The 24,983-nt window shown below is 60.4% G+C and carries 24 protein-coding genes; 9 read left to right on the top strand and 15 right to left on the bottom strand.

Annotated features, from left to right (window positions below; translation table 11 throughout):
* Positions 1 to 69: 69 nt before the first annotated feature.
* The 4 genes from fur to KVT38_RS05520 form a co-directional block, all read right to left on the bottom strand.
* Positions 70 to 558: a ferric iron uptake transcriptional regulator gene (gene fur, locus KVT38_RS05535; RefSeq protein ID WP_217592692.1), complete on the bottom strand. Its 489-nt coding sequence runs from the start codon at positions 556 to 558 to the stop codon at positions 70 to 72.
* 136 nt (positions 559 to 694) lie between these two features.
* Entirely contained in the window at positions 695 to 1,315 is a 621-nt protein-coding gene (gene spoIIM / locus KVT38_RS05530; protein ID WP_217592691.1) for a stage II sporulation protein M, read from the bottom strand.
* A 65-nt stretch (positions 1,316 to 1,380) separates the two neighbouring features.
* Positions 1,381 to 2,595 (bottom strand): endonuclease Q family protein, encoded by a 1,215-nt coding sequence (locus KVT38_RS05525; RefSeq protein WP_368859055.1) that lies wholly within the window; start codon positions 2,593 to 2,595, stop codon positions 1,381 to 1,383.
* The gene (locus KVT38_RS05520) at positions 2,592 to 3,176 is read right to left on the bottom strand and encodes an NUDIX domain-containing protein (RefSeq protein ID WP_217592690.1); all 585 of its coding nucleotides are present in this window, start codon (positions 3,174 to 3,176) and stop codon (positions 2,592 to 2,594) included. Before KVT38_RS05520 ends, KVT38_RS05525 begins: the two co-directional genes overlap by 4 nt.
* Positions 3,177 to 3,311: 135 nt before the next feature.
* Between KVT38_RS05520 and mciZ the strand changes: the two genes are divergently transcribed.
* A complete protein-coding gene (gene mciZ / locus KVT38_RS05515; RefSeq protein WP_217592689.1) occupies positions 3,312 to 3,485 on the top strand; it encodes a Z-ring formation inhibitor MciZ in 174 nt (57 codons plus the stop codon).
* Between the two features lie 31 nt (positions 3,486 to 3,516).
* Here mciZ and KVT38_RS05510 read toward each other — a convergent pair whose 3' ends face one another.
* Positions 3,517 to 4,461, bottom strand: a complete 945-nt coding sequence (locus KVT38_RS05510; protein WP_217592688.1) for a helix-turn-helix transcriptional regulator — start codon at positions 4,459 to 4,461, stop codon at positions 3,517 to 3,519.
* Between the two features lie 110 nt (positions 4,462 to 4,571).
* Here KVT38_RS05510 and KVT38_RS05505 point away from each other — a divergent pair, with 110 nt between their 5' ends.
* Complete coding sequence (locus KVT38_RS05505; RefSeq protein WP_217592687.1) at positions 4,572 to 5,753, top strand: MFS transporter; 1,182 nt, start codon at positions 4,572 to 4,574, stop codon at positions 5,751 to 5,753.
* An 85-nt stretch (positions 5,754 to 5,838) separates the two neighbouring features.
* Here KVT38_RS05505 and KVT38_RS05500 read toward each other — a convergent pair whose 3' ends face one another.
* A complete protein-coding gene (locus tag KVT38_RS05500) occupies positions 5,839 to 6,705 on the bottom strand; it encodes an anti-sigma factor (protein ID WP_217592686.1) in 867 nt (288 codons plus the stop codon).
* Positions 6,698 to 7,300, bottom strand: a complete 603-nt coding sequence (locus KVT38_RS05495) for an RNA polymerase sigma factor (RefSeq protein WP_217592685.1) — start codon at positions 7,298 to 7,300, stop codon at positions 6,698 to 6,700. Before KVT38_RS05495 ends, KVT38_RS05500 begins: the two co-directional genes overlap by 8 nt.
* Positions 7,301 to 7,509: 209 nt before the next feature.
* Here KVT38_RS05495 and KVT38_RS05490 point away from each other — a divergent pair, with 209 nt between their 5' ends.
* The 5 genes from KVT38_RS05490 (at position 7,510) to KVT38_RS05470 (ending at position 13,165) form a co-directional block, all read left to right on the top strand.
* Complete coding sequence (locus KVT38_RS05490; RefSeq protein WP_217592684.1) at positions 7,510 to 8,670, top strand: COG1470 family protein; 1,161 nt, start codon at positions 7,510 to 7,512, stop codon at positions 8,668 to 8,670.
* A 3-nt stretch (positions 8,671 to 8,673) separates the two neighbouring features.
* Positions 8,674 to 9,669 carry an ABC transporter ATP-binding protein gene (locus tag KVT38_RS05485; RefSeq protein ID WP_217592683.1) on the top strand — a complete coding sequence of 332 codons (996 nt, stop codon included), beginning with the start codon at positions 8,674 to 8,676 and terminating at the stop codon, positions 9,667 to 9,669.
* The gene (locus KVT38_RS05480) at positions 9,653 to 10,696 is read left to right on the top strand and encodes an ABC transporter permease (RefSeq protein WP_254639016.1); all 1,044 of its coding nucleotides are present in this window, start codon (positions 9,653 to 9,655) and stop codon (positions 10,694 to 10,696) included. Before KVT38_RS05485 ends, KVT38_RS05480 begins: the two co-directional genes overlap by 17 nt.
* Positions 10,697 to 11,036: 340 nt before the next feature.
* A complete protein-coding gene (locus KVT38_RS05475; RefSeq protein ID WP_217592682.1) occupies positions 11,037 to 11,561 on the top strand; it encodes a PadR family transcriptional regulator in 525 nt (174 codons plus the stop codon).
* A gap of 53 nt (positions 11,562 to 11,614) precedes the next feature.
* Positions 11,615 to 13,165, top strand: coding sequence for an MFS transporter (locus KVT38_RS05470; RefSeq protein WP_217592681.1), 1,551 nt, complete (start codon positions 11,615 to 11,617; stop codon positions 13,163 to 13,165).
* A 59-nt stretch (positions 13,166 to 13,224) separates the two neighbouring features.
* Here KVT38_RS05470 and KVT38_RS05465 read toward each other — a convergent pair whose 3' ends face one another.
* The 5 genes from KVT38_RS05465 to KVT38_RS05445 all read right to left on the bottom strand — a co-directional run bounded on the left by KVT38_RS05465 (position 13,225) and on the right by KVT38_RS05445 (position 19,189).
* A complete protein-coding gene (locus tag KVT38_RS05465; RefSeq protein WP_217592680.1) occupies positions 13,225 to 14,877 on the bottom strand; it encodes a glycoside hydrolase family 13 protein in 1,653 nt (550 codons plus the stop codon).
* 54 nt (positions 14,878 to 14,931) lie between these two features.
* Positions 14,932 to 15,768, bottom strand: coding sequence for a carbohydrate ABC transporter permease (locus tag KVT38_RS05460; protein ID WP_217592679.1), 837 nt, complete (start codon positions 15,766 to 15,768; stop codon positions 14,932 to 14,934).
* Positions 15,768 to 16,640, bottom strand: coding sequence for a carbohydrate ABC transporter permease (locus KVT38_RS05455; protein ID WP_217592678.1), 873 nt, complete (start codon positions 16,638 to 16,640; stop codon positions 15,768 to 15,770). The genes KVT38_RS05460 and KVT38_RS05455 overlap by 1 nt, the downstream gene beginning before the upstream one ends.
* Before the next feature lie 103 nt (positions 16,641 to 16,743).
* A complete protein-coding gene (locus KVT38_RS05450; RefSeq protein WP_217592677.1) occupies positions 16,744 to 18,048 on the bottom strand; it encodes a sugar ABC transporter substrate-binding protein in 1,305 nt (434 codons plus the stop codon).
* A 169-nt stretch (positions 18,049 to 18,217) separates the two neighbouring features.
* Entirely contained in the window at positions 18,218 to 19,189 is a 972-nt protein-coding gene (locus KVT38_RS05445) for a LacI family DNA-binding transcriptional regulator (protein ID WP_217592676.1), read from the bottom strand.
* 180 nt (positions 19,190 to 19,369) lie between these two features.
* Here KVT38_RS05445 and KVT38_RS05440 point away from each other — a divergent pair, with 180 nt between their 5' ends.
* A complete protein-coding gene (locus tag KVT38_RS05440; RefSeq protein ID WP_306795290.1) occupies positions 19,370 to 20,443 on the top strand; it encodes a serine hydrolase domain-containing protein in 1,074 nt (357 codons plus the stop codon).
* 929 nt (positions 20,444 to 21,372) lie between these two features.
* Here KVT38_RS05440 and KVT38_RS05435 read toward each other — a convergent pair.
* Positions 21,373 to 22,503 (bottom strand): M20/M25/M40 family metallo-hydrolase, encoded by a 1,131-nt coding sequence (locus KVT38_RS05435; protein ID WP_217592674.1) that lies wholly within the window; start codon positions 22,501 to 22,503, stop codon positions 21,373 to 21,375.
* A gap of 88 nt (positions 22,504 to 22,591) precedes the next feature.
* On the opposite strand from KVT38_RS05435, the gene prli42 reads away from it, so the two are divergent.
* On the top strand, positions 22,592 to 22,690 hold the full coding sequence (prli42, locus tag KVT38_RS05430; protein WP_217592673.1) for a stressosome-associated protein Prli42: 99 nt from the start codon (positions 22,592 to 22,594) through the stop codon (positions 22,688 to 22,690).
* Here prli42 and lipB read toward each other — a convergent pair.
* Positions 22,653 to 23,369 (bottom strand): lipoyl(octanoyl) transferase LipB, encoded by a 717-nt coding sequence (gene lipB / locus KVT38_RS05425; RefSeq protein ID WP_217592672.1) that lies wholly within the window; start codon positions 23,367 to 23,369, stop codon positions 22,653 to 22,655. The genes prli42 and lipB overlap by 38 nt on opposite strands.
* Positions 23,370 to 23,518: 149 nt before the next feature.
* Entirely contained in the window at positions 23,519 to 24,979 is a 1,461-nt protein-coding gene (locus KVT38_RS05420; RefSeq protein ID WP_217592778.1) for a dihydrolipoamide acetyltransferase family protein, read from the bottom strand.
* Between the last annotated feature and the right edge of the window lie 4 nt (positions 24,980 to 24,983).

Below are 24,983 nucleotides of genomic sequence, written 5' to 3'. Positions count from 1 at the left end.
CGCCGCAAAGCCCCGGCAGTGGCCTGCCGGGGCTTTGCTCTTTTTATACGGTCATAAACGCTCTATTCGTCAAATGCCGGAGGCTGCCGCTTCTTCGGCGCTCTTCGTCGCCGCTTCGTTCTTCGCTTGGCACTTGGCGCAAATGCCCTGGAAGTCGAGACGGTGATCCAGCACGTTGAAGCCGTATTCGCGCTCCAGCCGTTCTTCGAGCGGCGTCAGCCAGTCCTCCAGAATCTCGGTCATCGTCCCGCACTGCACGCAGATTAAATGATGGTGATGGTGCTTGTTCGAATCGGTGCGAAGATCGTATCGCGCGACGCCGTCCCCGAAATTCATCTTCTCGACGATATGCATCTCGCTGAGCAGTTCGAGCGTTCGGTACACGGTGGCGAGGCCGATCTCCGGCGCCTTGTCCTTCACGAGCATAAATACGTCTTCGGCGCTCAGGTGGTCCTCTTCGTTCTCCAAAAGTACCCGGACCGTAGCCTCCCGCTGCGGGGTCAGCTTGTAGCCCTGCGATTGCAGCTGCTGCTTCACTTTGTCAATACGGGCTTCCATGTCCTTCCCCCTCCGCCCCAAAACACACTTGATTTCATTATAGGGGGAGCCTCTTCAGGAAGTCAAACCCGCATCGTCGGCAAATGCCGGGATTCGGCAAATTCCGGAATCGGGAAACTCAGCTTCACGGAAAACGTCACAGCCAGCCGGACAGGCCAGCTACGAGGTGAGGCACGACAAACGCCTCCCACATCGCCGCGATGCCGAGCACGATAAAAAGCGCGGCGGACGTGCCCGTGTGCGATGCCAAAGGCGGCAGCAGCTGGCCTCTGCCGAGAAAGAGGCGCTCGCGTCCGACATAATAGGCGAACCGGATCGCGGACACGCTCGCGATCGCAAGCGCGGGCACGATAACCAAATTTTGAGGCGCAACGACGGCAAGCGACACGGCCACGCCCTTCCACGCCAGGTGACGCACGGTCAAACCGACCGCGAAGCCGATCAGTACGCCCTTTAAAAAATCCAGCGCCAGCACGAAGGGGCTGCCCACGACGGAAATGCCCAGAATCCAGATCAGACCCAGCCATTTCAAATGAAAAAAGAGACGATCGCGAAACACGTCGATCGGCGCTTCGGCGCCGGCAGCCGTCCCGCCGAGATAGGCGCCGAGCTCGTCCGACAGGCTCTGCTGCTGCTCGAGCGACAGCGCGTTCACGACGAGCGCCCCGAATACCGCCCCGACGGCGATCAGGACGCCGACGAACAAATAAAGGTTCAGCTTGCCGCCAAGCGGCTTCCCCAACTTGCCGCGCTTCATCGGCCGATCGCCTCCCGCCGCACAGGCTTGTTCCAACGCCTATACGTATGCCGCGATCGATGCCGTTATGCGCGATCGTCCGTGCGCGTCTTCTCGCGGCCGCCGATGCGGCCGTAAGTTCCTCCACTTCCCGCGGTCAGCTCCAGCCGCCCGGCGCGCGCGTCCAGGATCGCCTCCGCGATCCGATCGCCCGCCGCGGCCGCGATCCGTTCCCTGTCGATCCGGTGCAGGACGTCCATCTCCGTGCCAACCTCGCGGAGCAGCCGCTCCCTCATCTTCGGCCCGACGCCCGGAAAAAAGTGAAGCGGCACCTGATGCCGGTATGGCGGCCTGCCCGCGGGCCAAAAGGGCTCATCCCGGTCCGCCAGCCGGGAAATTCGCGCGTCGACGCCGGTCACGAGGCGCGCACTGCCGCAGGCCGGGCAGACGGCGCCGGCTTCGCCGTCCGGCAATGGGGAGCGGCAGGAAGGACAATAGCTGGCATGATATTTGCCCAGCTTCGGATGCAGCCCGAGGTTCGCGGTCACCCGCCGGCCGTCTTGCCCGCGCAGCGCCAAAGCGAACTCGGCGAACGAAGGCTCGCCGAGGAGCAGCTCGTTGCATTCGCGGCCGATCATCCCCGTCGAATGGGCATCGGAATTCGTTAGCACCGGGTAGCGGTCGAGCTGCGACAGTCGGCCGGCCATCGCGCTGTCCGCGCTGAGGCCGAGCTCGACCGCCGCGATGCCGTCCGGATCGAGCCGGTCGGACAGCCGATCCGCCGAACAGCCGAGCAGTCCGCGGTGCGGCGTAAAAACGTGGGCGGGCACAAGCAAGCCGCCCCGGTCGAGCAGCTCCTGCTGCAGTTCGCGGCCCGTCGCGCGGATGCGCTGCGAGCTTAGCGCTACGTTTTTCATCCGCGGAGACATCCAGGCCGTCCATTCCTTCATAGCGGCCAGCGACGGCAAGTAAGCGAGCACGTGATAGGGGCCGCCGCCCCAGCCCGGCTCGCGAACTTCGATCTCCGCCCCGGGCACGATGACCGTGTCCCGATAACGAATGCCGCCACCCTGCACCTCCGACATCTCGCCTGTATCGAGCAGACGACCGATATCGGCCTGTACCGCAGGCGAATGGCAGTCGATGACGCCGAGCAGCGCGATCCCTTTCCGCTCGGACGCTTCCTCCGCAATCGCCTGGAACGTAAGGCCCCGGCTCGCGCTGATTTTCACCGGACGCCCGTCTCCGCTGCTGCCGATATGCACATGCATGTCCGCGAAGCACGGACGCAGTCCGCTCACGCTCCGAATGCTCCCGTTTGCCGCCAGTGGCGCCAGACGAGCACGCCGATCAGCGTCTTGGCGTCGCAGATGCGGCCGCTCGCGATATATTCGTCCGCTTGCTCGGGCGTCAGCGCCTCGCCGTTCAAAAACTCGTCTTCATCCAGCTTCAGCTCGCCCGCTTCGAGATCGTCGGTAAAATACAGATGAATCAGCTCGTCGGCGAAGCCCGGCGAAGTCGCGAACGTCCGCACGAACCGGATACTCCTCGCCCGATAGCCCGTCTCCTCCTCAAGCTCGCGAATCGCCGCCGCTTCGGGTTCCTCTCCCGCGTCCAGCTTGCCGGCCGGAATCTCCACTTGCATGCGCTCGAGCGGCTTGCGGAACTGGTCGACAACCAGCAGCTTGCCCTCGTGCACCGCGATGACCGCGACCGCGCCCGGATGTCTCACGATCTCGCGCGTCGCCGTTCCGCCCCCCGGCAACCGGACGGTATCCACCTGCAAGGAAATGATTTTTCCATCGAATCTTTTATCCGTCGATAAGGTTTCTTCGTAAAACGGGTGCTTTTCGCCACCCGCGCGGTTATGTTCGGCACTCATTATTTCGGCCTCCTGCTTCTTCATTTAAATGTCATCTGCCGGCTCGCCGGCGCATAGATCAACCATATAGGCTTGTCCGGCCAAATGCAAGATCGCAACGACGGCCGGCGAGGCATGCAGAAGGGGGACTCGCAAATGCTGAAGCGCTACACGGAGCCGGACCGCATCCGGTGGTCGGGAAAAGCTTGGGAGATCAGAGCTGCGCTGCGCATTCTCGAACGCCAAAAAGGCGGGAGCGCCCGCCTGAAGGAATTGCTGCCGGAAATAGCGCTTCCCGCGCCCCGACTCGAAGGTGTTAGGAGAAGGTAACGACTCGCGGCCTCATGATTTGGCGATTTGGTCAGTTGTACCGCTCGAGCAAATCCGATAGCTTGTCTCGTATCGCTGCCCGCAGCGCCTCGGGCGCTTCTACGGTCGCCTCCCGGCCCAAGCCGAGAAAGAAATCGGCGTAAAAAGAGAGCTCGCTTGCGGGCACGTCCCGGTCGATGGCGCCGCTGCCGTCCTCCCGCACATCCAGCATCGGCGCGAGCCACAGCTCCGCCTCGCAGCGCTGCACGCCCGCCCTGCTCAGCGCAGCGCGAAGCCTGACAGGCGCGATCGGCTCGGCGGCTTCCCGGCGGCTAAGCGCCACGTCTCCCAGATCGCGCGGTGCCGTTCCTGCGGGGTCAGGCGCAGCCTCGCGGATCCGGTCGCAGCGGAATACGCGGAAGCCTTCTCGGAGAAAACAATAGGCCGTACAATACCAAAGACCGTTGTTCGCATAAATGCATACCGGTTGAATCCGTCTGGCATGCTCGCCCTCCTCCCGCGAAGTATAGACGATCGAAAGCACCTGCTGCCGAACGGCCGCATCGAGCAGCGTCGCGAGGCAAGGCGCTTCGCCGCGGCGCGCGGGCGTCACGAAGTCGACCCGATGCTTCATGCCGTCGATCCGGTCCCTGATGTCGCCCGGCATGTGCAGGTAAAATTTGCTCAGCGCCGAAGCCGACTCGGCCTCGAACGGCAGCGAGGCGTAGTGACGAAGCGCGTGCACCGCGAAAAACATCGCCACCGCCTCTTCTTCGGTAAAAGCGATCGGCGGCAGCACGCGCTCCCGGACGACCTGGTAGCCGCCATGGGGACCGACCTCCGAATAGAGCGGCACGCCAAGCTCGCCGAGCTCCTGAAGATCCCTTAAAATCGTGCGCTTCGACACGCCGAATTCGTCGGCCAGCTCCTGCACTTTGAACCGCCGCTTGCGGTTGACGGTCATCATCAGCTCCATCAGCCGCTTGGATTTGGGCATCGGACGTTCCTCCTCGCCTGAGAAATGCTTGCCGGGTTCATGACAATTGTTGTCACCATTATGACTTATGATGGGAACCGCAAGCAACCTATCCCGGGAGTGATCGACCGATGTTCAAGTATGCCCTGCTCTTTTTTCTCGTCATGTTCATGATCGGAACGGATACGTTCCTCATCTCGCCCCTGCTGCCCGAGCTGCAGGCCGCATTCGGGGTCCGGACCGAATGGACGGGCTGGATGCTCGGCGCCTATACGCTGGGCTCCGCCCTCTTCGCCCTGATCGCCGGTCCGCTGTCCGACGGCTGGAATCGGCGAACCGTTCTGCTGTGCGGCCTGATCGCGTTCTCCGTATCGACGTTCCTCTGCGGCTTCGCCGACAGCTTCTGGGCAATGTGCTTGTTCCGGCTTGCCGCCGGCATCAGCGCCGCGTTCACGGCGCCGCAGATCTGGGCCTACATCCCCTCCGTCATGCCCCCGTCCAAAATCGCCAAGACGATGGGCGTCGCCTATGCCGGACTCGCCGCTTCCCAAGCGTTTGGCGTGCCGATCGGCAGCTGGCTCGCGTCCGGCGGATGGCCGGCGCCTTTCTGGACGATCGGCGCGGCGTCGCTCGCGCTTGCCGCCTTCGCTTTCTGGCAGCTGCCTGACATCAAGCCAGCGGAGTCAATCGGGCGCATCGCCATACTAAGCCGCTACCGACCGTTAATTCGCAACGCCAAGGCCCGCGGCGGCTTTGCCGCCTATTTGCTCTTGCACCTCGGCGGAGGCACCGCATTCGCCTTCGCCGGCAAATGGATGTCCGATCGCTTCGAGCTGACGGTCGGCCAGATCGGCGTCGCCATGCTGTTCCTCGGGCTGGGCAATATGCTCGGGAGCACGGTGAGCGCGTCCGCGTCCCGCCGCTTCGGCGCGGCGGGCATGGTGTACGCGGGAATGACGCTGCTGGTCGCGCTGTATGTGCTGTTGCCCCGACTCCCGCATCTAACCTTGGCGACCGTTTGCTACGTAATCATTTTCGCCGTGCTCGGCATCCTTTTCCCGATCGTCATGGGCGCACTTACGTCGCTCGACGCCTCGCTGCGCGGCACGATATCAAGTCTCGCCAACGCCACCATGAACGGAGCGAATACGCTCGGCGCTTGGGTTGCCGGCCTGCTGTACGTTCAGCTCGGCGGTTATATGCCGATCGGCGTTTTCGCATCGGTCAGTCTCGCGCTCTCGCTCGCCGCCTTTGCGGCAAGCGGCGTCTTCGTTCGCCGTCCGGCGCGCGGTCACGGCCGAGAGCAAGCTTAACGCAGAACGTCGATCAGGCTCCATGCTGACCATTTGCAGGCCGAGTCCGATTACGGCATCGAACCGTTGGTATGTTTGACGCGTCTCATTCCGTCGCCTCGCGAAGCGGAATCGATACGGTCTCGGGCCGGGTCGGCATCGCGCTGCCGCCTTTAGGCTCGATCGTGAGCAGCACAGACTCCCACTCCTCGGGCCGGACGTTCGCGGCATACAAATGCGCGCGGCTGTCGTGAAAGCTCAGCAGTCCGAGATTGGCGTTCGTCGCGCCGAATCTCGCCCATGCCTGAACGTCGGTGCGAGCCGAAGGCAGCAGTCCTTCCATCAGCAGAAAAAGCTCATGCGTGCGCGCGTTCAGCCACAGCGTCTCTTTCGCGCCTCCGGGCAAGCCGATCGCCATCCCCTGGCGCCCGTCCTCTCCGGATTTGTACACGACCGTGTCGGGCTCGCTGAGAACCGACGCACCTGCCGGCTCATGCAGGCGAGCGTAGCCGGCGGGGCTAAGCTCGCTCCCCGCGTCTTTGCCGCCGTCGGTTGCAAACGGGTGCAGCAGCAGAAGCGTAGCGACGACGGCCGCTCCGAGTCCGCAAGACGCGGCAAGCGCCGGCCGCTTCGCTGCCGCGCGCCAAACGCGCCCCGCGCGTCTGGCGAAGGCGTAGACGCCCGCGCGCAGCAGCAGGCTGCGCCGCCGCCCAGGCGACAACGCCGGCGCAGCGCCGGGCAGCGCGGCCGCATCCGCCTGCGCAGCCTTCGGACGCGGCCCGGCCTGCCCTGCCAGCCTGGGCGCAACGCCGCTCCCGGCGCCGAGCAGCTCCGCCCACTGCGCGTACGTAGCGAGGCAGTCGCGACATCCCCCCTTATGCGCCATAAGCGCTTGTGCATCCCGTTCGCTCAGCCGGCCTTCAAGCAGGTCGATCCAGCGCTCCTCCGGAACGCCGCACGATCGCTCACGCATGGTCGTCGCCTCCTTCTCCGGCACCCCAGCCCATGCGGTCGAGCGCCTTGCGCAGGTGGCCCAAGCCGTAGCGCACGCGCGATTTGACGGTGCCGAGCGGCACCTGCCACGCATCGGCCAGCTCCTTTTGGCTGCGCGGCGTGAAGTACGCGGCCGCCAGCGCCCCGCGCTGCACGCCCGGAAGCTGCCGGAGCGCGCTGCGCACCGCTTCGCGCTCCATGCGCGCGAGCACCGCAGTCTCCGGCTGCGCGGCGGGCATGGCAATGGCGGCCGGCTCCTCGGCCTCGCCGCGCAGCACCGTCCTGCTGCGCTTGCGCAGCCGGTCGAGGCATCTGCTTTTCACCTGCACGGCGAGCCAGGCTTGCGCGGAGCCTCGGGAAGCGTCGTAGCGCCCAGGAGACCGGATCACGCCGAGGAGCACGTCATGGACGGCGTCCTCCGCCTCCATCCGGTCCCCGAGCATATGGCAGGCCAGCGGCAGCAAATAGGGTACGGCCTGCTCGTACAGCTTTTCGAAGGCCCGCGGATCGCCTTCCTCCATTTTTTTCAGCCATTCGGCCATCTCCAGGACAGTCTCCGCCGAAGTCCCGTTCATGTCGCTCGTTCCCCTCCGTCGACAGACGTTTTTACTATATTCATAGCAGATCCAGGCCGGTCCGCGTACAGGTCAGGCGCGATTTTTATCTGATTTTAAGCTTGCTTTAAGCGTTTTTTTATGTAAAAAACCGGCCTAATCCTAAATCCGGAACGATCTCTCCCGCGTACTCCAGGTGAAAAATATATTGCCGGGAGGTCTTGAAAGTCATGATCAAGCCAAGATTGGAAAAATGGGCAAGCATCGCAATGACACTGTTGATGGCGCTGGGCGTCCTCGGATTGTCCGCGCCCGCTTCCGCCGCGGGAACCGCCAAGCTGTACACGCCTTATGTCAGCCTGTCGGCCGCGCCGGGAGAATCGATCACGTACGATATCGACCTGATCAACGACGGCGACGGCATTCAGACAGCCGCGCTGAGCTTCACGCCGCCGTCCAAGGATTGGAAAACCGACCTGACCGCAGGCGGCCACCCCATCTCCGAAGTCGCAGTCAAGCCGCACGAAACGCAATCGGCATCGCTTAGCGTGCTCGTGCCTTTCGAAGTCGCCAAGGGCAGCTACGCGCTTCAACTGAACGCCGGCGCGTTCGGCAGCCTCACGCTCAAGATCAACGTAACCGAGCAGGGCACCTACAAGACCGAGCTTAGCGCCGAGCAGCCGAATATGGAAGGCCACAGCGATTCGACCTTCACCTATAATCTGACGCTCGCCAACCGGACCGCCAGCAAGCAGCAATACGCGTTGACCGCCGAGCCGCCGGCCGGCTGGGACGCGCGGTTCAGCTCGGGCGGCAACAATGTGACGGCCGTCGACATCGAGCCGAACGCGACTTCATCCATTACGCTGACGCTGACGCCTTCCGAAAAAGCCGCGGCGCAAACGTACAAAATTCCCGTCCACGCCTCCAACAGCAGCACCTCCGCCGACGTAACGATGGAAGCCGTCATCACGGGCACCTACGGCATCGAACTGTCGACGAGCAACCAGGTGCTCAGCACGAATGTGACGGCCGGCGGCAAACGGACGCTTGAGCTTGCCGTGAAGAACACGGGAACCGCCGAGCTGACGGGCGTCAGCCTGACGAACACCGCGCCGACCGATTGGGAGGTCACGTTCGAGCCGAAGACGATTCCGTCCATCAAGGCGGGAGAGTCGGTGCCCGTCACGGCCACGATTCACAGCTCGGACAAATCGTTGTCCGGGGACTATGTCGTCGGCCTGACCGCGCAGGCGGCCGAGAAATCGGCCGACGCCGCGATCCGCGTAACGGTCAAAACCTCGGTGCTGTGGGGCTGGATCGGCGTGCTCATCATTCTTGTCGTGCTGGCCGGCGTTTACTGGCTGTTCCGCAAGTACGGGAGGCGCTGAGCCATGGAGGATACGGTAATCGCGCTTAGCCGTCTGACCAAGCGCTACGGCGAATTCACCGCCGTGTCCGAGCTCGACCTGAACATCCGCCGGGGGGAAATCTTCGGCCTGCTCGGGCCGAACGGCGCGGGCAAAACGACGACCATCCTCATGATGCTCGGACTCGCAGAGCCTACGAGTGGTCATGCGAGCGTATGCGGCATCGACGCTACGCGCAATCCGATCGAGGTAAAGCGAAGAGTCGGCTATATGCCCGACGACATCGGTTTCTACGAGGATCGGACCGGTCTCGACAACTTGATGTATACGGCCATGCTGAACCGGGTGCCCGAAGCCGAAGCCAGGCGGCGGGCGGTCGAGCTGCTCGACAAAGTGGGGCTGGGCGCCGCTTTGGGCAAAAAAACAGGCGCCTATTCCAGAGGCATGCGGCAGCGCCTCGGCCTGGCCGACGTGCTGATCAAGCGGCCCGAAGTGGTCATTCTCGACGAGCCGACGCTCGGCATCGACCCCGAAGGGGTGCGAGAGCTGCTCGCGCTCATTCGGGAGCTCAGCCGCGACGAGGGGCTGACCGTGCTGCTGTCCTCGCACCATTTGCACCAGGTACAGCAAATTTGCGACCGAGTCGGCCTGTTCGTCGGCGGCCGGCTCATCGCGTCCGGCGATCTTGCCGCGTTGTCGCAGCTGCTGGACGGCAGCTCGTCCTATGCGGTCGAGCTGGACGTCGGCGGCTGGTCCGATGCGCTCGCGAACGCGTTGCGAGGCCTTGATCGCGTCACCGCCGTCGACCTGCAGGAGACGGACGCCCTTAGGGCTACGGACCGGTCGGACGGCTTCGTGACCGTTCGCGTCACCGGCACGGACGATATCGCCGCCGAGCTTGCCGCCGCGGTCGTGAGCAGCGGAGCGTCGCTCCTCGGCTTGCGCCCGCTCCGCTACGGGCTCGACGAGATTTATCACCGTTATTTCGAAGGAGGGAATACCGTTGGCCAACTTCATTGACAAGCTGAAGCCCGCGCTTGCCGGCTCAAGAGAAGGGCCGCCGACGTCAGCCGCAAGCCGCGGTCCTTCCCCATTTTGGGTCATGGTCCGCAAAGAATTCGGCGATCATATCCGCAGCTGGCGGTTCGTCATCCTGCTCGCGATCGTCGTCCTCGCCTGCGCCGGCTCGCTGTATGCGTCCGTCTCCGCGTTGAAGGACGGGCAATCGGCGAGCGCCGCGTCCGGCGAAGGGAGCTCCAGCTTTCTTTTTCTGAAAATGTTCACCGAAACGGACGGCTCGCTGCCGGGCTTCCTGACTTTCTTGTCCTTCCTGGCGCCGCTGATCGGCATCGCGCTGGGCTTCGATTCCGTTAACACCGAACGCAATAAAGGCACGCTCAGCAGACTGCTTTCCCAGCCCTTGTACAGAGACGACTTTCTGAACGCCAAGTTCGTCGCCGGGCTTCTGCTCATCGCGGTCGTTATCTTTTCCCTGGGCTTCCTCGTTATGGGCATGGGGCTGTTCACGATCGGCTATCCGCCGACGCCGGAGGAGTTCTGGCGCGTCGTCGTCATGCTTCTGATCACGGTCGTGTACGTCGGCTTGTGGCTGAATCTGTCGCTGCTATTTTCCGTCCGGTTCCGCCAGGCGGCGACCTCGGCGCTGTGCGGCATCGCGCTGTGGATTTTTTTCCTGGTGTTCTACGGCATGATCGTCAGCCTCGTGGGCAACGCGACGTCGCCTGCCGATACGGCCGCCGCCAGCGTCGTCATCCGTCATCAGGACTGGATGATGCTGCTCTCGCGCCTGTCGCCGGCCTATTTGTTCCAGGAAGCGGCCTCGACGCTCATGCTGCCGGACACGCGGACGCTTAACCCGTTTATCACCCAGGATCAAGCCTACCTGGCCATCAATGCGCCGCTCTCGTTCGGCCAGAGCCTGCTGCTCGTATGGCCGCAGGTCGTGGCGATCGTCGCGGAGACGACCGTCTCGTTCGCCGCCGCCTACGTCGCTTTTATGCGCCAGGAAATCAGGTCACGCTCCTAAGCTGACTTCCAGGGGGCTCTGCACCGCGAATTGATGTCGGCGCGAGAACCGGAGGGGGCTTATCCCCTTCGCTCATCTATCTACCGCCGCGAGGACCGGAGGGGGCTCATCCCCTTCGCTCATCTATCTGCATCCGCAGTGCCGGGGAGGGCTCATCCCCTTCGCTCATCGCCGCAAACCCAGCCGTGTGAGCGAACGGGATAAGCCCCGTCCGGTGCGCAAATACAGGACCGAATCGCCACCAAGCGACTCGGTCCTCTTTTTTATATATTGACACGATATATATCATATCGATATAATGACCCTACACTCAGACATGAACGAAAGGAAGAACTACCCCATGAACAGTCAAGATGTCATCTTGGGCTTGCTGCACCGAGGCCCGCTATCCGGCTACGAGATCAAGCAAAAGCTTGAGATGCCGCTCTCGTTTTTTTTCGACGCCAGCTTCGGCACGATCTATCCAACACTCGCCAAGATGGAAGCGATGGGCTATATCGCCAAAGAGAGCGTCGTACAGGAAGGACGACCGAATAAAAACGTGTACTCGCTGACCACGGAGGGCAGAGCGCACTTCGCGAAATATTTGCAATCCCCCGTCGAGAAGGACAGCTATCGCTCCGACTTCCTTGTCCGAATGTTCTTCGGCGAGTATTCGGACGAGGAGACGCTCGCGGACTGGATTCGCGACGAGATCGGCAAAGCCGAAGCGGCCGCCGTGCACCTGAATCAAATGAAAGCGGATTGGGCCGAAGGCGCGCCGGCTTCGAAAACGCTGTGCCTGGATATCGGCATCGAGCTGAACGCATCCAAGGGCCATACGCTGCGCGAGGCGCTGAAGCGACTTACGGGGTCGGACGCTTAAAGCCGGAAGCCCTGAAGTCTACTGCAAGTTAGATGAGAGGAGAATTTTCACCAATGTCGACCGTATCCAAAAAAACGGGATTGATCGTGTTATCGATGGCGCTCGGCCTGTTAATGGCTTCGCTGGACAACACGATCGTGTCCGCCAGCATGAACAAGGTGATCGAGAACATCGGCGGGTTCGAGAAAGTATCTTGGGTGTTCACTGCCTACATGCTCGCTTCCACCAGTACGATGCTCATATTCGGCAAGCTGTCCGACATGTTCGGCCGCATACGATTTTATTTGATCGGCATCGGCTTGTTCCTACTCGGATCCGCGCTATGCGGAATGGCGCAGACGATCGACCAGCTGATCTGGTTTCGCGTCATCCAAGGCGTCGGCTCCGGCTCGGTGTTCCCGATTTCCTTTTCGATCATCTTCACGCTGTTCGCAGACCCGAAGCAGGCCGCGAAGCTGTCCGGCGTGATGGGCGCCGTATTCGGCCTGTCCTCCGTGGCGGGTCCGCAGCTCGGCACGTTGATTTCCGAGCAGATGAGCTGGCGCTGGTGCTTCTACGTGAACGTGCCGATCGGCATCGCTTCGATGCTCGTGCTCGTTTTCTCGCTTCGCGAGTCGAAGGCGGATAAAAAACCGCGTATCGACTATTGGGGCGCCCTTCTGCTCGTCGCCGCCACCGTCTCCACGCTCATGGCACTTGAGCTCGGCGGCAAAGATTATGCCTGGGGCTCCTGGCAGATCCTCGGCTTGTTCGCGCTTGGCGCGATCGCCGGTGCATCGTTCCTCGCCGTGGAGCTGAAGGCGGAAGAGCCCGTGCTTCCTTTGTCCATTTTTAAAAACCGGCTCGTACTCGGCGTCAGCCTGCTCTGCTTCTGCCAAGGCGTCATCATGTTTTCGGCAATCGCCTATCTTCCGCTTTATGCGACGGCCGTTCTCGGAAAATCAAACTCGAACGGTATCTTGACGCCGATGATGGCATCCCTGATCGCCGGCGCGATCGTATCCGGATTTTTCGTCGCACGCCTGCGTTTCCGCACCGTGTTGTTCGCCAACATGGCGCTCGGCGTCGTTGCCGCAGTCCTGCTTATGAACCTGTCTCCCGATATGGCATATTGGCAGGTCATCGCTATTATGATCCTGCTCGGTCTCGGCGTCATCGGTCCGCTCATGAGCCTCGGCCAGACTGCAGTCGCCATGTCCGTTCATCCGCGCTATATCGGCATCTCCTCCTCTGTCGTCGGCTTCTGGCGCAACATCGGCGGCGTCATCGGCGCATCCGTCATGGCCGTGCTCGTCAATGCAAGCCTCAAGGACAGCTCGCGGGAAGCGATCGCCAAGTTCAGCATTCCTTCGGATCAAGCCGGCACGCTGGCGAATCCGGAGACGGTCATCAAAGGCGCATCCAAGCTGCCCGCGGACTTGCTCGCCTTCATGCGCGGCGAGATCGGCGGTGCGATCTCGCACGGCTTCGTCTTGTCTCTTATCGTCATGATCGCAGGCGCGATCGTCGCGCTCTCGGTGGGCAATGCGCGGTACCGGAAGCCGGCCGACGCGGTGCAGTCGACGGATCCGGAAGTTTCCGCGCGCGCTACGAGTGTCGGATAAGCGGCCAACAGCGCAAAAAGGGTCGAGCGCCAAACAGGCGACATCGTCCCTTTTTCTTCTTATTCAAGCGCATAAATGCGCGCTTCGTGCGGACGCAGCGTCAGCTCGCCCGCTTCCTCGTCTTCTCCGCTCACCGGGTAATTGCCGAGCAATAGCCGTCTTTTCCGAGCTTCGGCGCTCCCTTGCCAAGCAAGCTTCGCCGGTTCGTCTCCGTGGTTAAGCGCGATCAGCCAGCATACGCCGTCCAGTGTACGCGTATAGACGTACAAATGCTCGTCGTCCGCATACGCCTGCCATTCCTCGAAGTCGCCGTACACCATCACTTCGTTTTCTTTGCGGAGTTTGATGAGCTTTTGATAATACGCATAGATGGAATCCGGATTGGCGAGGTCGCGCGCCGCATTCAGCTCGCGGTAATTTGGATTGACTTTGATCCAGGGCGTGCCCGACGTAAAGCCTGCATTCGGCGAGTCGTTCCACTGCATCGGCGTACGCGAGTTGTCCCTGCTGAGCGGCTGCAGGCGTTTCAGCGTTTCGGCCGGATCGCTTCCCTTCCCGATTTCCTCGGCATACCGGTTGCGCATTGCAATATCGTCGTAATCTTCGATCGATTCGAAGCGGACGCCCGTCATTCCGATCTCCTCGCCCTGGTAAATGTAAGGAATGCCGGGCAGCGTGTGCAGCATCGTCGCCAGCAGCTTGGCCGACTGTACGCGGTAGGTGCCGTCGTTGCCGTAGCGCGTAACCTGCCGCGTATGGTCGTGATTGTTCAAAAATTGCGAGTTCGAGCCTTTACCCCACAAGCCTTCGTACCAGCGTCGCTGTATACGCTTAAAGCGGAGCATATCCCATTCCGGCATCTCGTCGCACACCTCGAAGTGGAACAGCATATCCAGCTCGCCCCGATCCTCGCCGACGAACTTCAGTCCTTCCTCCGGCGTCACGAATGCCGCTTCGCCGACCGTTACGATATCGTAGCCCGCGAACGTCTGTTCATTCATTTCCCGCAAAAAATCGTGCAGGCCCGGGTTGTTCGTCAAATACCGGATATCCTCAGGGCGCTCCGCGTCCGGATAGCCTTCGGGCTTCGCCAGCAGCGCGATCGCGTCCAGGCGGAAGCCGACGATGCCGCGGTCCAGCCAGCGGCGCATCATACCGTATACCGCCTGCCGGACGTCCGGATTGTGCCAGTTCAGGTCGGGCTGCTCGACGGCGAACGAATGAAAATAATATTGCCCGGTCGCAGCATCCCATTGCCAGGCTGAAGGCGCGAAGTACGATCGCCAATTGTTCGGCGGGCCGCCTTCTTTGGCGTCCTTCCATATATACCAGTCGCGCTTCGGGCTGTCCTTGGACGAACGCGATTCGATAAACCACGGATGCCGGTCCGACGTATGGTTGACGACCAGGTCCATGATCAGCTTCATGCCTCGTTTGTGCGTCTCGGCGAGCAGCCGGTCCCACGTCTCCATCGTACCCGCTTTGGGCATGATCGCTTCGTAATCCGATATGTCGTAGCCGTTGTCGAGATCGGGCGATTCGTACACCGGGTTCAGCCAGATGACGTCGACGCCGAGTTCGCGGATATAATCGAGCTTTTGAATAACTCCTTCAAGGTCGCCGACGCCGTCGCCGTCGGTATCGAAGAAGCTTCTCCAGTAAACCTGATAGACGACGGCCTCTTTCCACCACACTTTTTTGTTCGCAGCCACTGCCCTACCCCCAAGCTGAAGTCTTGTCTCGATGTCGACCGTCCGTTATTACGCTTACTTGACCGCGCCGGCGGCGATGCCCTTGATAATGTATTTCTGGGCGAACATATAAAAGATGACGACCGGAATGATCGTAAGCGTGAGCCCGGCCATCGCCAGATTCCACTGGATCGTGAATTCCCCGAAAAAGTAAAACGTCGAGAGCGGAATCGTGCGCAGCGCCTTGTCGGACAGCGTGAGCGAAGGCAGCAGGTAGTCGTTCCACATCGCGATGACGTCCAGGATGGCGACCGTGATCGTAATGGTTTTCAGCATCGGAAAAACGATTCGCCAAAACACGCCGAACTTGCTGCAGCCGTCCAGCGTGGCCGCTTCCTCAAGCGCTACGGGCACGGACTTGATGAAGCCGTGGAACAGGAATACCGCCATACTCGCATGGAAGCCGATGTTCATGTAGATGAGGCCGCCGCGCGTATTGAGCATCGGAATGTGCAGCGTGGTCCGGATCCAGTCCATCACCTGCATCAGCGGCATCATCAGCGTCTGGAACGGGATCAGCATCGTCGAGACGAATACGAGGAAAATAATCCGGCTTAGCCGATTGTCCGTACGAACGAGCATCCAGGCCGTCATCGAGGAGAGAACGACGATAAAAATCACGGAGACGATCGTAATGAACAGCGAGTTGCCGAAGGCGGTCAAGAAATTCATCTTGTCCATCGCCTTGGCGTAATATTGGAAGCTGAAGGACGAAGGAAGCGCAAGCGCGCTTTTGTACAGCTCGGCCCGGTCCTTGAACGAATTGACGAGCATCAGGTAGATCGGCGACAGGAAGGCCAGCGCCAGGGCGATCAGCAGCGTGCTGACGGTCGTTCGGCTCGCTCTGTTCATTAGTACTGGACCTCCTTCTTCTTCGTGATGACGACCTGCGTCAGCGTGACCGCAGCTACGAGAATGAAGAATATGATCGCCTTCGCCTGTCCGAGGCCATAGTGGCCGTAGCCGAATATTTCATTGAAAATATTCATTGCGAATAGCTCGGTCGCATTGTTCGGTCCGCCTTTGGTGAGGGACAGGTTGACGTCGAAAATTTTGAATGCGCCGGACAGCGTAAGGAACAGACAGATCGTAAATGACGGCATGAGCAGCGGAAATACGATCCGGGTCAGCCGCTGCCACAGATTAGCGCCGTCAACCCGGGCGGCTTCGCTCAGCTCGTCGGGAATGCCCTGGATGCCGGCGATGTAGATGATCATCGTATAGCCGGCCATCTGCCAGGTGAATACGATAACCATCGCATACAAGGCGAACTGCGGATGGATGAGCCAATTAAAAAACACCGAATCGAGCCCCGTCTTGTCGCCTAAAAATTTGAATACGTCCGTGAAAATGAACTGCCAAATATAGCCGAGAATCAGACCGCCGATCAGGTTCGGCAGGAAAAACATCGTCCGCGCCGCGTTGCTGACGCGAAGCTTCATCGTGACAAGCAGCGAGATGGCAAGCCCGAGCACGTTGACGAGGATGAGCGCGAGCACGGTGAATTCAATCGTCCGCCATGCGGAATTAAGAAAGCGGTCATCATGGAACAAGGTCGCATAATTGTCCAGTCCGACGAACACCTTCGGATTCGCCGGGATGCCGTCCCAGGACACGAAGGAATAGCCGATGCCGATAATAAACGGCAGGATAACGACCGTCGTGAAGACGATCAGCAGCGGTACGGTAAATAAAGCAAACCAGCCCTTATTGTTTTTGGACAAGGGAATCACCTCGATTCGAATGAATGGCAATGACCCGACTACAACGAAAGCCTAACGCCAGTATCGGGTTAGGCTTTCGTCTCGCCTTCGGTCAAGGCTTCTTTTATTTCGCTCCGTTCGCCCAAGCTTTATCCAGGTTTTGCAGGAACTGCTCGCCTGTCATGTCCTTGGAGAGGAAAAATTGCTGGGCTGCCGGGGCCAGATCGTTGACGATGATCCCTTGCGGGAAGTAGTTAAGCGCCCACGGGATCGTGTTGCCCGCCTTCGTCGCTTCGAACACCGTCTGCGACAGCGGGTCCAGATCGCCCGCATCGATATTCGTCATCGCCGGAATGAACTTGAATTCGTTCACGATCGCGTTTTTACCGGCATCGCTTGTGAGCATCCAGTTCAAAAATGCGGAGGCTGCTTTAATTTGATCGGCATCGGCCTTGTTGTTAACGACCCAGTTGCTCGCCACGCCGACCGCAATCTTGTCGTTGCCGGCGATCGGCAGCGCCATCATGCCGATGTCGAAGCCGAGATCGCCGTAGTCCTTCAGCATGCCGTAGCTCCAGTTGCCCTGGTGGACCATCGCCGTCTTGCCGATGGCGAAGTCGCCCATTTGCGAATCGTACTTCACTTCCATCGGATTGACGCTGTTCGCGCGGATCGCTTCCATCACTTTGGCGAATTCCTGGAATTCCTTCGTATCCGCCATCTTCACTTCGCCTTTGTTCAGCTTGTCGATGAAGCCTGTCGGATCGGCCTGCAGCGCGAACGGCGTATTGATGATATGTCCGATCAGGAAGTAAGCTTCCTGCGAGAGGCTAAGACCGTTCTTGCCCTCGGCCTTGAACTTCTCGAGCGCCTTCGTCAGCGCGTCGACGTCCTTGACGTCCTTCGGATCGATCAGGCTCTTGTTGTAGACGAGACCGAAGCCTTCGACACCGTACGGCACGCCGACGATCTTGTCGCCGTCCTTGAGCGCCATGTCCGGCGCAATATTTTTAGCGAACGGCTCGTTGGAAAGGTCCGCGTAATACGACTTCAGCTTCTCCGCTTCTGCTCCGGTCCCTACGCTGAAAATCGTCGGGCCTTCTCCTGCGGCAAGCTTCGCCTGCAGTTGGGTCATGTAGGCGTCTCCGGCGGAACCCCATACTTCCACTTCGTTGCCCGTTTCTTTTTTGTACGTGTCGGCCAGCTTCTCGAGCGGCTCCGCGATCTCGACTTTAGATTGGAAGAGCGAGATTTTTTTCAGCTTCTCGGGCGCCGCCGAAGCCGTGCCCGTGGCGCTTGCGCTTCCGCTGGCGACAGCAGATCCGCTAGCGCCCGCATTGTTGTTGCCATTCGAGTTGCCGCATGCCGCGAGCATGCCGACGACAGCGGTTGCCGTTAGTAAAACCGAAACGTTTTTTACTAATTTCAAGTAAAACGCCCCCCAATTTCATTTTGTGAAGTAAAATCATCACTCATGTTGACTATATACCCACTATATAAGCTTTTGAAATCGCTGTCAACGAAGAAGGAAGCGTTTTTATCAAAAATATAAGTAAAATATTCAGTAAAAATCATTTATTTGATGTAATAAAACAAGTTTACTTTACTGTTTTTCTCCACCGTACCGTGGCACCCATTTTAAAAGGACCGGTTTCGGCCGGCTGTCCGCCGATCAGCTCAAGCAGCTTTTTGGCGGCGATATAGCCGCTTTCGTATCTCGGTATCGCGACTGTCGTCAATCCCGCCATCTCCGCGATCGCCGAATCGTCGAAGCCTGTGACAGACACGTCCTCCGGCACGCGTACGCGATGCTCCTCGAACGCTTTGATGGCGCCGAGCGCCATGCTGTCGTTCGCGCAGACGACGACATCGGGCAGATCGTTGCTGAGCAGCATGAGCTTCGCAGCTTGATATCCGCTGTTTTCGCGGTAATTGCCGTGATAGTAGTATTTTTGATCAAAAGTCATTCGATTATTCGCCAGGGTATCCGCAAAGCCGGCAAACCGCTCCTTGTTGTCCAGCGTATGGCTCAGGCCGCCGATATAGCCGAAGCGCTTCATGCCGCGATCGACAAGCGCTTGAACGAGCTCGCACATGACCGGATAATTGTCGACGACGACGCTTTTGGCGTTGGCCTGACCGCCGTCCATGATCCGATCCATGACGACGACCGGCATCTCCTTCGAAGCCACCCCCGCCAGAAAGGCATCGGTCATGCTCCCGTCGAGACAGATCGCGCCGCCGGCGAAGCTGGAACGCATAAAGTCAGCGCTCGACTTGTTCGTGCAGACGACGAGATTGAAGCCATTTTCCGTTAAGCAATCGCTAATTCCTTCTATAATTTTCATATAAAAGTCCCGGTCGAAATCGCTGAAAATAAACAGCACGGTGTTGCTCTGTCCTGCCTTGGCCTTCTTCCCCGCGCCGCTCGTATCGTAGCCGTACTCTTCGCAGATCCGCAAAATGCGCTCCCGGGTCTCCTGACCGACATTTTTGCGTCCGTTCAAAACGTTCGACACGGTCGATATGGATACGTCCGCGATTCTGGCGATGTCCTTTAAGGCAATCATCGTCCTTCTCCCTTTCGGCAAGCGTTTTCCTTTTATAATAACGCACCGTGCTTTTTTTGTAAATTTACTTATAAATTTTACTAACGATGAAAAGGTATGTCGTAAACAGCCTGTCCGCGAAGCCGGAATCGGGTAAAATAGAGCAAAACGCAAAAACACGCGAGGTGATCGCCCTTGGACTTGAATCGATTACGTGCGGCGATCGTGCCGTATTCGCTCCGCAGCTGTCTGGTCAGCCGGCAAGGCCGACTCATATTCGAACAATACCGCGATCCGGACATGGCACAGACGCCGGCTAAGATCAATTCCTGCACGAAAAGCGTCCTGTCCATGCTGCTCTGCATCGCGATCGATCGCGGTGTTCTGCCTGCTCCGGCCGGTGCGCCCGTATCCTTGTTTTTCCCACAGCTGGCCTTGGACCCGGACACGCGAAAACGGGAGATGACGCTGCTGCACCTGCTGACGATGACGTCCGGCATTCGCTGGCAGGAGTTCGGAGGCTTGAACAGCTTTCCGCGCATGACGCACACGCCCGACTGGGTCGGGCATGTCCTCGAACAGCCGCTCTCCGAAGCGCCCGGTCATAAAATGACATACAATTCGGGCGTCTCGCAGCTGCTGTCCGCGATTTTGTCCCGGGCGGCGGACATGACGGTCGCGGCGTTCGCCGAACGGGCGCTGTTCGGACCGCTCGGCATCGACGATTATGCTTGGGAGACCGACCCGCAGGGCATCCATACGGGCGGCTTCGGACTTCGTCTGCGTCCCGCCGACATGCTCAAACTGGGGCAGCTCCAGCTGCAGCGCGGACGCTGGGAAGGGCATCGGCTCTATTCGGCCGAGCTCGCCGATGCTGCCGTACAGCCCGTCGTGCAGGCGAGCCCGCCCTATGACGGCGCTTATGCCTGGCACTGGTGGTGCGGGACCTATACGCCGGGCGATGTCCCCGACAAGCAGGGTGCAAGCGCCGAGCCCTGGGACGTTCCGTCTGAGGAGCATAACCGCACGGCGCAGGACAGTTCCCCGTCTCCGTCTTCCGGTGCGGATGCCGAAGGGTTGTCCGTCCTTTCATCGAACGTGAGGAATGGGAGGCCGGGATCGATTCCTTACTACTACGCGCGCGGCTTCGGCGGTCAGTTTATTTACGTCGTCCCCCAAGCGGAGCTTGTAGCGGTGTTGACGCAGGACAGCCGCAAACGCAAGCAGCCGGATTGGTTCGCCGAGGTTATCGGGCCTGCCCTGTTCCCGCTATGATCAATACATGGCGGATCATGCGGGAGAAAGGGTCCCTCGCGGTTCATCGCTGGATACAAGCCGCTGGCGATTATCATTTGCGTCACCCGCCAATCTCACCGCTTTCACTTTGAAAAGCTGCTTGGGGCTTTCGTTTGCGCAATGGCGGCGCAGCTTACGGACTGAGGAGCCCTTATTTTGTTCCTATCTCGCTTTGCGGCCTTCTTGCGGACCTGGGAGCCTCTATTGCGGGGTTGGAGACCTTGTTTTGCCTGGATCCGGGTGAATAACGACTCTCCAGTCCGAAATGATCGCAATAGCACCTTTTTTTACGAAATAACGTCATCTGAGTCCGGCATCTTCACTCCGCTTGCCTACAGTTACTTCCGCAATTCTCATTTGCATCTTAATCTTACCTTGCCGCCCATCGACACCATCAGGTTAGCAAACGGAGCCCCGCAGGGGCGATTGAACACCGCCGCTCCCGTTCGCAATCTGCCTGCGCGGAGGATGACCTACGATTGCCTGCAAAGGATGGGCAAGCATTTTCGCCTCGGCTCGTTCAATCGGCTGAAAAGCCTGCGTTATCCAGCGTTACCTGATCGGGACGTTGGCGTATTTCGGACGAAGAGGCGTTGTACAGCGTAAATGTCGGGAACTGCGGCGTATTTCGGGCTGAAGAGGCGTTGTACAGCGTTAGCTGTCGGGACCTCGGCGTATTCCGGGCCGAAGAGGCGTTGTACAGCGTTACCAGTAGGGACATCGGCGCATTCCGGGCCGAAGAGGCGTTGTACAGCATTACCTGCCGGGACTGCGGCGCATTCCAGGCCCAAGAGGCGCTGCACAGCGTTATTTGTCGATTTATAGCTTTCTGGGTCGTTAAAAAAGCCGGATCTCGCGGCAGTTTGTGCCGCCGGAGATCCGGCTTTTTAAAATGGCTTGCGCTTGAATCAATGACGCTTCGCTTCTTCGACGATCGCAAGGACGAGCTCCGTCACCTTCACGATGTCGTCGGCCTTGATTCGCTCCTTCGTCGTATGGATGTCCTCGTAGCCGACGGCCAGGTTGACGGTCGGCACGCCGTTGCCGTTAAACATGTTGGCGTCGGAGCCGCCGCCGGAGGCGAACAGACTGGGTGCGAGACCGATGCTGCGGATCGCGGCGCTCGCGATCTGGATGACCTCGTCCGATTCGGTATAGCTGTAAGCCGGATAGATAACTTCGCTGACGAATTCAAAAGATGCGCCCGTCTCTTCGCAGGCGCTCGCCACGGCCTGGCGCATCAGCTCCGCCTGCGCTTCAAGCTTTTCGTTCGAACGGCTACGCACTTCCGCATAAATCTTGATTTTGTCGACGACGACGTTCACTTCGCCGCCGCCTTCGAAGCGCCCGATGTTCGCGGTCGTCTCCTTGTCGATCCGTCCAAGCTTCATTTTCGAGACCGCCTTCGAGGCGACCTGGATGGCGCTGATGCCGTCCTCCGGGTTGACGCCGGCATGCGCGGCCTTGCCCTGGATCGTGATGTACTGGCGCGAATTCGTGATCGCCGCGGCGGCAATCTCCCCGACCTTGCCGTTGGAGTCGAGCGCGTAGCCGAACTTCGCCTTGAGACGCGAGCCGTCCATCGCGCGGGAGCCGAGCAGGCCCGACTCTTCGCCGACGGTGATGACGAACTGAACGGCACCGTGCGAGGCGCCGGTCTCCTTCAGCACGCGGAGCGCCTCGAACATCGCGGCAAGCCCGGCTTTGTCGTCGGCGCCGAGAATCGTCGTGCCGTCGCTGCGGATATAGCCGTCGTCGTCCAGCCGCGGCTTGATGCCAAGGCCGGGCGCGACCGTATCCATATGCGAGGTGAACAGCAGCGTCGGCGCGGATTCGGCACCTGTCGACGCCGGCAGCCAGGCGAACAGGTTGCCGGAGCCGTGGCCGATTTTGTCCGCAACGTCGTCTTCCTCGACCGTAAGTCCGAGCGCCTCGAACTTCGCGATAAGCGCCTTGCGGATCTCTTGCTCATGCTTTGTCTCGCTGTCGATCTGCACCAATTCCATGAATTCATCGATCAGCCGTTGTTTTTGGATCATACGAATCCTCCTCGTAAGCGTGCGTCAAATCGGTTAAAATAAAAAGGATGCCTTTTCAGTTCTTATTTTGCCGCAAAGGATGGTTCCGATGAACAACAAGCGCTGGTTTAAAATCGTCGTCTACGTCATGCTGATCGCCATGATCGCTTCTACCGTGCTGCTGTCGATCGGATCGCTGCTTCAGTGACGGTCCGCAAGCTATCGTAACCGAATACGTCCCGGAAATGCGGGAGCACCCGCTCCGCGATCTCCTCGACCTCAAGCGTCAAGCCCGTCTCGGCTTCGAGCGAGGTGATCCCGTATTCCTGGATCCCGCACGGCACGATGCCGCCGAACCCCTCTTGCTCGACGCCCCGCTTCACGTTGAAGGCGAAGCCGTGGCTCGTCACGAAGCCGCGTCTTGCGCGCGCGCGATTGAACTTGACGCCTATCGCCGCCACCTTCCGGTCGCCGATCCAGACGCCGGTATACTCCGGCTTCCTGCCGCCTACGAGTCCGAACTCCGCGAGCAGGCGAATGAGCGCTTCTTCAAGATCTCTTAAGTATTTATGCAAATCGAGTCCCTCGGCGTCCAAATAGAGCAGCGGATAGCCGACGAGCTGTCCCGGGCCGTGGTAAGTAATATCGCCGCCCCGGTCGATCTCGAACACCGATATCCCCCGTCGCGCGAGCTCGTCGGGCGACATCAGCAGATGCTCGGGATGACGGTCCGTGCCGATCGTATACGTCGGCGGATGCTCGAGCAGCAGCAGCGTATCCTCGCGCTCCCCTGCGCCGATGTCCCGGATAAGCGCTTTTTGCAGGTCCCACGCTTCTCCGTACTCGATCCGGCCCAGCTTGGCCGTGTCCAGCATACTCATGTCCATCTCGCCTCCCGTTAACCTCCCTATTGTATCGCAAGCCCGATGCCGCCGCAAACGCTCCGCCACCTGTCCGTGCGATGCCAAAAGGTCGCCCGCGGCCGCGCTAGCGCGCTCGCGGGCGACCTCTCGCCGTTTACGTAAATGCCTTTTTATCAATAAAGCTTGGTGTCGAGGCTGTAGCTCTCGAGGTTTTCCTTGACCCGCTGCAGGAACCGTCCGCAGATGACGCCGTCGAGGATGCGGTGGTCGAGCGACAGGCACAGATTGACCATCGAACGCACGCCGATCATGTCGTTGATGACGACGGGGCGCTTCACGATCGATTCGAACGTCAGGATCGCGGCCTGCGGGTAGTTGATGATCGGCTGCGACAGAATCGAGCCGAACGACCCCGTGTTGTTGACCGTGAACGTGCCGCCCTGCATATGCTCGAGCTTTAGCTTGCCGTGGCGCGCGCGGTTGGCCAGATCGTCGATCTCGTGCGCGATGCCGGCGATGTTTTTCTGGTCGGCGTTTTTGATGACCGGCGTGACGACCGAATCCTCGGTCCCTACCGCCAGCGCCATGTTGATGTCGCGCTTGACGATGATCTTGTCGGTCGCCCACACCGAATTCATGATCGGATAGTCCTTTATCGCGCCGACGGCGGCCTTGACGAGGAACGGCATGTACGTCAGGTTGATGCCTTCAGTCCGTTTGAATTCGTCCTTCAGCTTGCTGCGCAGCACGACGAGATTGGTCACGTCCACCTCGATCATCGTCCAGGCGTGCGGGATCTCGGTCACGCTTTGGCGCATGCGGGTGGCGATCGTATTGCGAATCGGGGTGACGTCGATGAAATATTCGCCGCGGCCGGGCACTTCGTGGCCCTCGATCTCGATCGTCGGAATGCGCGGCGACTCGGACAGATGAAGCCCGCCCGAGCGCACCTGCACGCGGGGGTCCATCGGCTCGATCGGCTTCGCGGACGAAGGCGCGGCGCTCGCGGACGTCTGCGTCGCGGCAGTCGCCGGCGCAGCCTGCGGAGAAGCTTGCGAAGCAGCCGCCTGGGACGCAGCCGCTGGCGCGGCCGGAACCGCCTGCGTTTGCGTGCCCCCCGCGCCGCCGGACGCAGCCGCCGCCAGCACGTCGGCGCGCGTGATGCGGCCGCCCATGCCGGTGCCCGCCAGGCGAGCCAGATCGATGCCGTGCTCGGAGGCGAGCTTCAGCACGGCCGGAGAGTAGCGCTGACGCATCTCTTGCCCCGCGCCTGCAGCTGCGGCAGGCGCCGAAGCCGGTTCCGTCGCCGCCGTACCGGCGTTAGCCTCGCGTTCCGCGGCGCGCACCGCGTCAGCGGTCGGCTGAAGGCCGGCCGCAAGCGCGCCGCCAGGAATTTCCGCATACGCATCGGCTTCCTCTTCCTCGATCAGACAGATCGCGCTGCCGACATTTACCGTCTCGCCGTCGCCGGCCAGCACCTTGACCAGCACGCCGCGGGCCGTGGACGGCAGCTCGGCGCTCACCTTTTCCGTGATCAGCTCGCAAAGGGGCTCATACATCTCGACATAGTCGCCCGGCTTTTTCAGCCAACGGTCGACGGTCGCCGTCTCCAGCGACTCGGCCAGCTTCGGCATGATG

Source organism: Cohnella sp. GbtcB17, assembly GCF_019091135.1.
GTDB lineage: Bacteria > Bacillota > Bacilli > Paenibacillales > Paenibacillaceae > Cohnella.
Note: the sequence above shows the minus strand (reverse complement) of the source record. Positions and strands in the feature narration are given on the sequence as shown.